Consider the following 2,277-nt stretch of genomic DNA (forward strand, 5'->3'; position numbering starts at 1 on the left):
TGGGTGGTGCCGGCACCGGCCAGCGCCGCCTCGGCCCGCTGCCCGCCGGCGGCGACCTCACGGGCCAGCGTGGTGGCCTGTGCCCGGTCCTGGGCGACCGCGACGTCCGCGGTCACCGACAGCCGCGGCAGCTCGCGGCGGGCGAGCTCGGACAGGGTCAGCTCGTCCCGGGTGGCGGCCTGCGCACCGCCGACAGCCAGCGACGACTCCTGCACCGCCTGCTCGCCGCCCTGCCGGGCGATCGCCGCGGCGACCTGCTGGTCGGACACGGTGACGCCCTGCTCCGGGGCGGTCAGGCCGATCAGGTCGCGGATCACCAGCTGGGACACCACGGCCCGCCCGATGTCGGCCTCGGACCCGCCCTGGGCCTTGAGACCGTCGACCAGCCCGGGCCGGGTGAGCACCGAGGTGATCGCGGGCTGCACGGTGGCGAGCGGGATCGACGTCTCGCCGACGATCGCGGCTGCGTCGACCCGGCTCGGTCCGGTGCCGCAGCCGGCCCCGGTGACAGCGACGGCCCCGACGATCAGCAGGGCGGCGGTGATCCTGCGAGTGCGCACGGCGGTCAGCCTCTCACGCGATGTGGTGCCGATCTCCCCCGCCCGGCCGGCCCGGTAGTGCGGGCCGGGCCGCCGACGGCCGCCCCGCGAGGTCCGGCGGCCGCGCGGGCGGGTGCTCGTCGAGCCGGGCCAGGGCGATCGCGATCGCCCGGTCCAGCTGCGGGTCCCGTCCCGACGCCCGGTCCTGCGGGGTCACCACCACCTCCACGTCGGGGTCGACGCCATGGTTCTCCATCGTCCAGCCGACGTCGTCGAACCAGGTGGCGTAGCGGGGCTGGGTCACCAGGGTGCCGTCGACGAGCCGGTAGCGGCTGTCGATCCCGATCACCCCGCCCCAGGTGCGGGTCCCGACGACCGGGCCGACCCCGAGCCGCTTGATGGCGGCGGTGACGATGTCGCCGTCGGAGCCGGAGCGCTCGTCGGCCAGGGTCACCACCGGCCCGCGCGGCGCCTGCTCGGGGTAGGTGGCGGGTGCGCCGTGCCGGGGCAGGTCCCACCCGATGACGCGGCGGGCGAGCTTCTCCACCACCAGCTGCGAGGTGTGCCCGCCGCGGTTGCCGCGCACGTCGAGCAGCAGACCGTCCTTCGCGGTCTCGCGGGCGAGGTCGCGGTGCAGCTGGGCCCAGCCGTAGCCCATCATGTCCGGCACGTGCAGGTAGCCCACCCGGCCGCCGGAACGCTCGGCGACCTCGGCGCGCAGCCGGGCCACCCGGTCCTGGTAGCGCAGCTCGTCCTCGGAGTGCAGCGGGCGCACCGCGACGCGGCGGACGGTGCCCGCGTCGGGCCGGTCGGGGCCGGAGCGGACGGTGAGCTCCACGGTGCTCCCGGCCGTCGCGACGAGCAGTGGCGCGACCCCCCAGTGCGGGTCCAGCGGGCGCCCGTTCACCTCCAGCAGCACGTCCCCGGCCCGCACGTCGACGCCCGGCCCGGACAGCGGGCTGCGCGCGGCGGGCGCGGAGGTCTCCGGCGGCAGGACGCGCCGGACCCGCCACCCCGGTCCGCCTGCGGGGTCGGGTTCCAGGTCCGCCCCGAGCAGGCCGGGGCGCCCGGTCGGGTCGCCCCCGGCGCGGCCGCCCATGACGTAGGCGTGCGAGGTCCCCAGCTCGCCGTGCAGCTCCCACAACACGTCGAGCAGGTCGTCGTGGCTCCCGGCCCGGTCGACCAGCGGCCGGTACCGGGCGGTCTCGGCGGCCCAGTCGACGCCGGCCATGTCCTCGACCCAGAAGTGGTCGCGCATGAGACGTGCGGTCTCGTCGAACATCTGCTGCCACTCCGCGACCGGGTCGACGGTGACCACGAGCCGGCGGGTGTCGATCGTGAACTCGTCGCCGCCCGCGTCGTCCTCGGGTGCCGCGGAGCCGCCCCGGTCGGCGCGCAGCAGCCGCACCGTGCCCCGGTCGCGGACGACGAGCCGGGTTCCGTCGCCGCTCACGGCGAACGACGACGCCGGATCGGCGACCACGGTGACCGTGCGCCGGGCCAGGTCGAACCGCTCCAGCACGGCGCGGTCGGGCTCGGCGTCGTCGTCGGGGAGGCTGTCGCCGAGCACGCCGGTGCCGCCGGGCAGCCGCAGCCACACCAGGCCGCCCCGGACCGCGGCGAGCCGGGTGTAGCGGGCGGCCTCGACCGGAACGCCGACGACCCGGTCGGCCAGGCCCTCGACGTCGACGACGACCTCCGGCGGTACCTCGTCGGCGTCGCGCCCGGACCGGCGACG

The 2,277-nt window shown here is 77.2% G+C and carries 2 protein-coding genes; both read right to left on the reverse strand.

Translation table 11 applies throughout. The features are described from left to right. Positions 1-560 (reverse strand): SurA N-terminal domain-containing protein (locus GTW08_RS12065; RefSeq protein WP_202417069.1); only part of this gene is annotated, 560 nt, incomplete at its 3' end. A gap of 13 nt (positions 561-573) precedes the next feature. Further along, positions 574-2,277 (reverse strand): S41 family peptidase (locus tag GTW08_RS32705; protein WP_202417070.1); only part of this gene is annotated, 1,704 nt, incomplete at its 5' end.

It is taken from the genome of Pseudonocardia sp. SID8383, assembly GCF_009864975.1.
Classification (GTDB): Bacteria; Actinomycetota; Actinomycetes; order Mycobacteriales; family Pseudonocardiaceae; genus Pseudonocardia; species Pseudonocardia alni.